The organism is Eubacterium sp. An11, from assembly GCF_002161065.1.
Lineage (GTDB): Bacteria > Bacillota > Clostridia > Lachnospirales > Lachnospiraceae > Anaerobutyricum > Anaerobutyricum faecale.
Window position 1 is genome coordinate 1 of record NZ_NFLV01000092.1, and the last position, 911, is coordinate 911.

Consider the following 911-nt stretch of genomic DNA (forward strand, 5'->3'; position numbering starts at 1 on the left):
TCATCCCCTGGGTGAGAGCCTTTTATATGATGCTGAAGCGGAATATCCTGTACACAGGCATTACCCGTGCAAAGAAAAAGGTGTATCTGGTGGGGCAATGGAACGCAGTCTGCCAGGCAGTCCATACGGACGATGCCGGCAGGCGCAATACAGCTCTTGGGGAGCGGATCACCCGTTACTATTATCAATACCTGAATGAGCGTGAGCCGGAACAGCTTCGGCTTGCGGTATAAAAATAATTTCCACTTATGAAGAAAGGCAGGCTATTCCTTATGTAGAGGGATATCCTGCCCTGTTTGTGAAAGGAGCAGATGTATGAACGAATTACTGTATCAGAAAAATCAGGCAGTGGCGGCTTTGAACCGGGTGGAGGGATTTGAACCTCTGGAATTTGCCCGGACGATCAAACAGGAGGATCAGGAGGACCAGCTTTACCTGGATGTGAAATACCGGAAACTCTGGTTCCGTCTGGCGAATCCTCTGGGGCGGATCTCCAGTCATATTGTCTGGTTTAATGAGAACGTGGCGCTGGCGGAGGCAAAGATCTACCTGAACCACACGGACGCACCGGAGAATTACATTGCCAATGCGTTTTCCATGAAATTCCGCTCAGAGGATCCAAAGTTTGGAGACAAGTTCCTGGAGATGGCAGAGACTGCCGCCGTGGGACGCGCGCTCTCTGATGCGGGCTATGGCGTCCAGTTTGCGGACGTAGGAGAAAGCAATGATCCGGCGCAGGTGGATGCGGGGATTCCCGTACCAATGCAGTATCCGGAAGCAGGGATCTCTCCCTATGGAGGAGAGCCGGTTTCTACCGGACAGCCTGGCTACAATAGCCAGAATCACTATGCAGGGAATACGCCTGCAGGAAATATGGTGTATCCGGGAAGTACGGCAGAATCCAGCCCCAG

General features: G+C 52.3%; 1 protein-coding gene and 1 pseudogene. Both read left to right on the forward strand.

Annotated features, from left to right (window positions below):
• The coding region (locus tag B5E53_RS18695) for an ATP-binding domain-containing protein (RefSeq protein WP_162611986.1) at window positions 1-233 on the forward strand (233 nt) is incomplete at its 5' end.
• 82 nt (window positions 234-315) lie between these two features.
• Window positions 316-911: pseudogene (locus B5E53_RS18700) on the forward strand (hypothetical protein); the annotation flags it as partial.